This is a genomic window from Pelistega indica (assembly GCF_000506865.1).
GTDB lineage: Bacteria > Pseudomonadota > Gammaproteobacteria > Burkholderiales > Burkholderiaceae_B > Taylorella > Taylorella indica.
The window spans coordinates 1-6,749 of the sequence record NZ_AYSV01000074.1 but is presented as its reverse complement, the minus strand read 5'-3'; the positions used below and the strand labels follow the sequence as shown (position 1 = coordinate 6,749).

The window sequence follows — 6,749 nt, the reverse complement described above, 5'->3', positions numbered from 1 at the left end:
TCAGTGCGTGCTTCAGCGACACATTTTTTAATTGCTCTGCTAAATTAAGCAGTCCTGCTTTATGTTTAATCACATTATTGGTAGTATGTAACATGAGAGTTTCCTTTTGTTTGTTTAAAAGATTCGCACCTCTTATTCAAACGGGAAACTCTCTTTTTTGCAACTCATTTGTCAGATTTGGTCTGAACTTCTACATTTTACACACTTTATTTTGTGTAATCCTTCCTCAATTACCGGATAAATTATACTTGTTTTTATCTAATCCTAGACTATTAGCCGTAGTAATATAACTCCGGCTAGTCTGCTATATGTTTCAACGCATTTACTTCACTTTACTCTCTAATAATTCCCAACGCTCAAATAGTGACATTAGCTGTTCTTCTACTTCACTAATAGCTGATTGAACCTCCAATAATTGAGCGTTGCCGGATTGGTAGAGTTCTGGGGAAGAGAGTTTTTCAGTGAGTTCGGCTTGTTTCGCCTCTAATACAGAAATTTTTTCTGGAATATTCTCTAGTTCTTTGGCTTCCCACGGACTAAGTTTTGACTTACTAGAACTTTTATTACGCTCTGTTTTCTCATTTGGAGTCGTATTGACCAATTTTGTTGCATTGGCATTATCTGAAGATGGTGTTGGTGACGTTAATACAGTACTGTCTATATTACGAGGGCGTTGTTGTAACCAATCTTCATATCCACCCACATAGTCCCGCCATTTACCATTTCCCTCATACGCGATTGTTTGGGTAATGACATTGTCTAAAAAGCTACGATCATGACTAACTAATAATACTGTCCCATCAAAGTTTTGGAGTAACTCTTCAAGTAATTCCAATGTTTCAATATCTAAGTCATTAGTGGGTTCATCCATGACTAAAACATTGGCAGGTCGAGCAAAAAGGCGTGCTAATAGCAAACGTGCTCTTTCACCACCAGAAAGGCTACTCACGGGTGACTGTGCACGAGCAGGAGAGAACAAAAAATCACCAAGGTAACTCATGACATGTTTGCGAGTTTGACCGATTTCAATCCATTCACTACCTGGATTAATGACATCTGTCAGAGGTGCATTTTCATCTAATTGCTCACGCATTTGATCAAAATAGGCAATGTTTAAATTTGTACCTAATTTAACGTCACCTTCATTTGGCTTAATTTCACCTAGAATAATTTTTAATAGTGTAGTTTTACCAGCACCATTGGGTCCTATAAGCCCAATTCTATCTCCACGCATAATAGTAGTAGAGTAGTGGCTGATGATGACTTTGTCGCCAAACGAATGACTAATATCGTTGAGCTCAGCAACCAGTTTACCTGAACGCTCACCAGTATCAATAGCAAAGTTCACATTGCCGATACGTTCTCTACGAGCAGCACGTTCTTTTCGTAATGATTCTAGGCGTTTGACACGTCCTTCATTTCGTGTGCGTCTTGCTTCAACACCTTTGCGAATCCACACTTCTTCTTGTGCAAGAAATTTATCAAAGCGTTCATTTTGTAGCTGCTCAGCAGCTAACCAAGCAGCTTTTTGGGTTTGCCATTGTGAAAAATTACCAGGGAAACTATGCAATATACCACGATCAAGTTCTACAATTCTGGTGGTTACTTCATCTAGAAAGAGTCTATCATGAGTGATAATGAGGCAGGCACAAGAGCTATTGTTGATTAACTCTTCTAGCCATAAAATACCCTCAAAGTCTAAGTGATTGGTGGGTTCGTCAAGTAATAATAAATCAGGGTTTTGTAATATGGCTTGCGCGAGAGCAATACGCTTACGAGTTCCTCCTGATAAGCCCGTGGTTAGATTGTTACCTTGTAGCTTGAGTTTATCCATCATTGCTTGTGCACGAGCGGGTCTTCCCCAGTCTTCTTTTTCAAGATAATCACTTACTAGATTTTCAAAAATAGTTTTGTTTTCATCTAGCTCAGGCTCTTGAATAACAGTTATCACATGGAGTGAACTGATGCGGGCGACTTCTCCATCATCTGCCTGGATGCGACCATCAATAATTTTGAGTAAAGAGGATTTACCCGCACCATTGCGTCCAATTAAACCAATGCGTTCGCCAGCTTGTATGCTGAAATTAGCATGGTCTAGTAAGGCATGGTGTCCAAAGGCCAATTGAATATTGCTTAGAGTAACGAGAGTTTGTTCTGCCATGATAAATTATTTTTGTAATGCCTTAAGTAGTTTTTGACCCGCTCTACCATCTACCGGCATTCCTAGGCGTGCTTGCTCCTGTTTAATAGCTTCTTTGGTTTTTCCTCCGAGTAAGCCATCTACTTCACCAATGTTATATCCTTTATCAATTAGCCGCTGCTGTAGGACTTTGCGCTCTTCTCGAGAAAGACCTAAATCATCAGTAGGCCAAGGGGTAACAAAAGGTTTTTGACCTTTGATGCGATCTGCTAAATGAGCGATAGCTAAGGCATAGCTTTCAGCGGCATTGTAGCTATAGATAACATCAAAATTTTTGAATACAAGAAATGTTGGTCCTTGGCGTCCAGCAGGCATTAATAAGCCAGCTTTTTGGTTAGCATTCACTGTGTCGGTTAGAGGAGAGCCATCCACACGTGTTACGCCTATGCTTTGCCAATAACTGATTGGTTTTTTGTTAGTTCGGCTTTCACCAGCACCAGTGATGTTGGTAGAGAGTTTGACTTCAAACCCCCAAGGCTGCCCGGTCACCCAACCATTTTTCTTCAAATAATTGGCTGTTGAACCTAAAGCATCTACCGAGTTATCAATTAAATCACGGCGTCCATCATTGTCAAAGTCTACGGCTAAACGCTCAAACGTAGTTGGCATAAATTGAGTATGACCAAAGGCACCGGCCCAAGAGCCGTTTAAACGATCAGCAGCAATATCGCCCGACTGGATAATTCTTAATGTAGCAAAGAATTCTTTGCGGAAAAATTCTTGGCGTCTTCCCATGCAGCTTAATGTGCCAAGTGCATTTACAAGAGAATATTTTCCTTGATTTTTACCAAAATTACTTTCAACGCCCCAGACTGCGACCACTACGGCTGGATCTATGCCATACTGTTGGGCAATCCGATTAAGGGTTTTTTGGTGGGTAAGCATTTGTGCTCGCCCATCAGCGACACGCTCCTCATCGACCAAAGACATTATGTAGTCCCAAATAGGTGTACGGAACTCTGGTTGATAATTAAGTTTTTCGTAGTAAAGAGGTATCTGGTACTAAATGGCGAGTATTTTCTCTAAAAGTATTGCTAGATACACCTGATCGTATCGCTTGACTCTCAAGTCCTGCTAAACATTGTTGAAATTGGGCATCTTGGGCAAAAACCACTTGAGTTAGCAATGTAGAAAATCCAGAGATTAATAGCGTATTTAAGAATTTCATTGTTCAAAGAAATCAGTAGTAATAAGTAATTCTATCTATTTTAATAGTTTTCATTCGTGGTTATTCTAAAAAAGAATAGAATATGAGATTAATTTTAGCTATCTGTTTCAAATAACGGATAAAATGACGAGTTAACGATAAAGAATTTTTTTGAAGGCTTTTAATAATGAATAGACCACAAACGAAGTTAAAAAATTTAGTATTTGCACTTTCGTTTTCCTTAATGACAGGTTGTGTTTATGCTGATAAAGCAGTAGATGTTGATTCTATCCACAATCCTCAAGCTTCGTCTGTTGTACTTACAAAAGCGGATGCAAAATCAATAGAGAATAATTCTACGGGTAAAAATCAAGATTTCCCACCACTGAAGCCAGAGATTAACTTTGCACGTGCTTCAGTCATTGTTGCTAATGTGCTAACCAGATTTGAATATGACAAAAGACCTCTTGACGTCAAAATGGGTCATGAGGTTTATGATGCTTATTTTAAGGCGCTAGATCCTCAAAAAATGTTTTTTACCTCACAGGATTTAGAGTATTTTAAACCGGGTCAGTCTTTAATTAATCGTTTGCTCTTAGAGGGTGATCTGCGTTTTGCCTTTGATGTTTATAGTCGTTATCGTGAAGTTGCTGATAAACGATATAAATATGCAATTGGGTTATTAGATAAACCGTTTGATTTTACGGTTCAGGAAGAGTTTAATGTAGATCGTCGTAAAACAGCACAATGGCCTAAGACTGATGATGAAGCAAATGATTTATGGCGTCGCCGGGTGAAAAATGATTTCTTACGTCTGAAACTAGCTAATATGGATGACGATAAGATTCGTGAAACATTGCGTAAACGTTATACCAATAATAGAAACCAAATCGTTCGTATGAAAAGTGAAGATGTCGCAGAGATGTTTTTAAATGCTTATACGGATAGTACGGATCCACATACAAGTTATTACAGTCCAACCTCTGCTAAGAATTTTGATGTTCAATTGAGTTTATCAGTAGAGGGTATTGGTGCTGTTTTACAAAAACGTGATGAGTATGGACAAATTCGTGAGGTTGTTGCTGGAGGTCCTGCGGCACGAGGAGGACAGTTGCAACCTGGTGATCGTATTGTAGCGGTGGGTCAAGGTGAAAACGGGCCTATGGAGGATGTCGTTGATCTGCGATTAGATGATATTGTTAAAAAAATTCGTGGTAAGCGAGGTAGCGTAGTTCGTATCGAAGTGATTCCTGCTGACGGTGGGTTAGATGGTAAACATAGAACAATTCGAATTGTTCGTGAAAAAGTTACGATGGAAGACCAAGCTGCGCGCTCAAAAATTTACGAAACTAATGTTGACAATGTTAAACGTAAGATAGGTATTATCACTGTTCCCTCGTTTTATGAGGACTTTGAGGGTAGATCTAAGGGGATCTCAGATTATAAAAGCGTTACTCGTGATGTAAATAAGATTCTTGAAGATTATCATAAACAAAATGTTGAAGCGGTTGTACTCGACCTGCGTGGTAATGGCGGCGGTTCTTTAAATGAAGCAGCTAATTTAAGTGGATTATTTTTAGGCCATCATCAAAATGTTGTACAGGTACGTTCAGCAGATGGTAGTGTTTCAAACGTGGATAGCCAAGTTGAGAAGATCTGGGATAAACCAGTGGTTGTAATTGTTAATCGTATCTCTGCTTCAGCGTCAGAAATTTTTGCCGCAGCAATACAAGATTATGGCCGTGGTCTTGTTGTCGGTGATCCAACATGGGGTAAAGGAACTGTTCAGACGTTCCGTCCATTATCAGATTTCTTAAAAAAACCGGAAGCAGGTGAGTCTCTAGGTGCATTGAAATGGACTATTCAGAAATTTTTCCGTGTTAATGGTAGTTCAACTCAAGTAAAAGGGGTTACACCAGATATCCAATTCCCGTCTGGATTTGATCCAAAAGAACTGGGTGAATCAAGTTATGATAATGCTATGCCGTGGACAAAAATTGAAAAAGCAGAATACAAACCAGCTGGCTGGTTAAGTACTCAGCTAAAAGAGTTAGCTTCAAAGCATGAAAAACGAGTGAAAGCATCAGATAGTTGGCAGTTAATGACCGATGAGACTGACTATGCGTTAAAACTTTCTCAACGTAAAACTTATTCTTTAAACTTAAAACAACGTGAAAATGAACGTAAAAAAATGAACGAAACATATCAAGATTTCGAGAAGCGTCGTAAAGCGTTGGGTGAGAGTGATTTGGCTACATTCAAATTAGATGATGGTTTAGCTATGGGTGAGGGCAATCTCAAAGAAGAATTGGAAGATGAGAAAAAGCGCAAAGAAAATCTTGATACGATTGCCAAAGAGTCTGCCAATATTGCCGCTGACTTAGTTAGCTTACAGCAAAAATAAGGAATGGTGGCTAAGGCTCTGTTATTTGGATCTAATGGGCAATTAGGGAAGACTTTAATTGCTCACTATCAAGAACAGTCAAGTGAATATTCACTTGACTGTTTGCGTTTGGACAAACCCTTAATTAATTATCCTGGACCCTCTGTTACTGATGGTCTGAATATTGCTGATTTAGCACAATTATGCCAAGTATTAAATCAACATCAGCCATCGTTGATTATCAATGCAGCGGCATATACTAATGTAGATAAGGCTGAAATAGATCGTGAGAAGGCCAACGTAGTGAATGCAGAAGCTGTGAAAGTGATGGCAGAGTGGGCAGCACAGAATCATGCCAGGCTCTGTCATTTTTCGACAGATTATGTGATGTCAGGTCTATCTAGAGAGCCGCTGATAGAAAGTTACCCCCATCAGCCCATGAATTATTATGGGTACACTAAATCCTTAGCTGAACAGTATATCCAACAAAGTGGCTGTGAGTTTTTAATTATTCGAACTAGTTGGTTATACAGTCAATATTCTCCTAACTTTGTTTTAACGATGGCTCATCTTTTACGTTACAAGCAACATGTTTTTGTGGTAGATGATCAATGGGGTGTACCAACGAGTGCGACATTTGTAAGTAGATATACCTTACAGTTATTACAGGCACAGCAACAAGGCATTTATCATGTCGTACCGAGTGGTTATACGTCATGGTATGAGTTTGCTTTAAAGATTAGATTGATGATGTCTAAACAATATCCGGAGCTAACATTAGCGAGTATAGAGCCTATTTCTAGTCGTGATTATGCTAAGTTACAGCAAGAAAAATATCAGGTCGCTGAACGTCCACGGTATGCTATTTTGAGTAATACAAAATTGGCCACGCTATTGGCAAAAAAAATACCTGATTGGACGTTAGCATTCGAGAATGAGTTACGATTGTTCAAGTTGTTTTAAAAAGAAAATATCACTTGAATTAATGAATGATTTAAATAAGGTATGTGATAGGTCTG

At 39.0% G+C, this 6,749-nt stretch carries 3 protein-coding genes and 1 pseudogene; 2 read left to right on the top strand and 2 right to left on the bottom strand.

Annotated features, from left to right (window positions below):
* Window positions 1-322 precede the first annotated feature (322 nt).
* Window positions 323-2,161 carry an ABC-F family ATP-binding cassette domain-containing protein gene (locus V757_RS20695; RefSeq protein WP_023950663.1) on the bottom strand — a complete coding sequence of 613 codons (1,839 nt, stop codon included), beginning with the start codon at window positions 2,159-2,161 and terminating at the stop codon, window positions 323-325.
* A 6-nt stretch (window positions 2,162-2,167) separates the two neighbouring features.
* Window positions 2,168-3,368: pseudogene (locus V757_RS20690) on the bottom strand (lytic murein transglycosylase).
* A 166-nt stretch (window positions 3,369-3,534) separates the two neighbouring features.
* Between V757_RS20690 and V757_RS20685 the strand changes: the two are divergent.
* Together V757_RS20685 and rfbD are read left to right on the top strand one after the other, a co-directional pair.
* On the top strand, window positions 3,535-5,751 hold the full coding sequence (locus tag V757_RS20685; protein ID WP_023950662.1) for a carboxy terminal-processing peptidase: 2,217 nt from the start codon (window positions 3,535-3,537) through the stop codon (window positions 5,749-5,751).
* Window positions 5,752-5,754: 3 nt separating this feature from the next.
* Window positions 5,755-6,693 (top strand): dTDP-4-dehydrorhamnose reductase, encoded by a 939-nt coding sequence (rfbD, locus tag V757_RS20680; protein WP_023950660.1) that lies wholly within the window; start codon window positions 5,755-5,757, stop codon window positions 6,691-6,693.
* The last annotated feature ends 56 nt before the right edge of the window (window positions 6,694-6,749 follow it).

Coding starts and splice junctions, on each gene's coding strand:
- V757_RS20695 (WP_023950663.1), bottom strand. CDS start 2,161: ATGGCAGAACAAACTCTCGTTACTCTAAGCAATATTCAATTGGCCTTT.
- V757_RS20685 (WP_023950662.1), top strand. CDS start 3,535: ATGAATAGACCACAAACGAAGTTAAAAAATTTAGTATTTGCACTTTCG.
- rfbD (WP_023950660.1), top strand. CDS start 5,755: ATGGTGGCTAAGGCTCTGTTATTTGGATCTAATGGGCAATTAGGGAAG.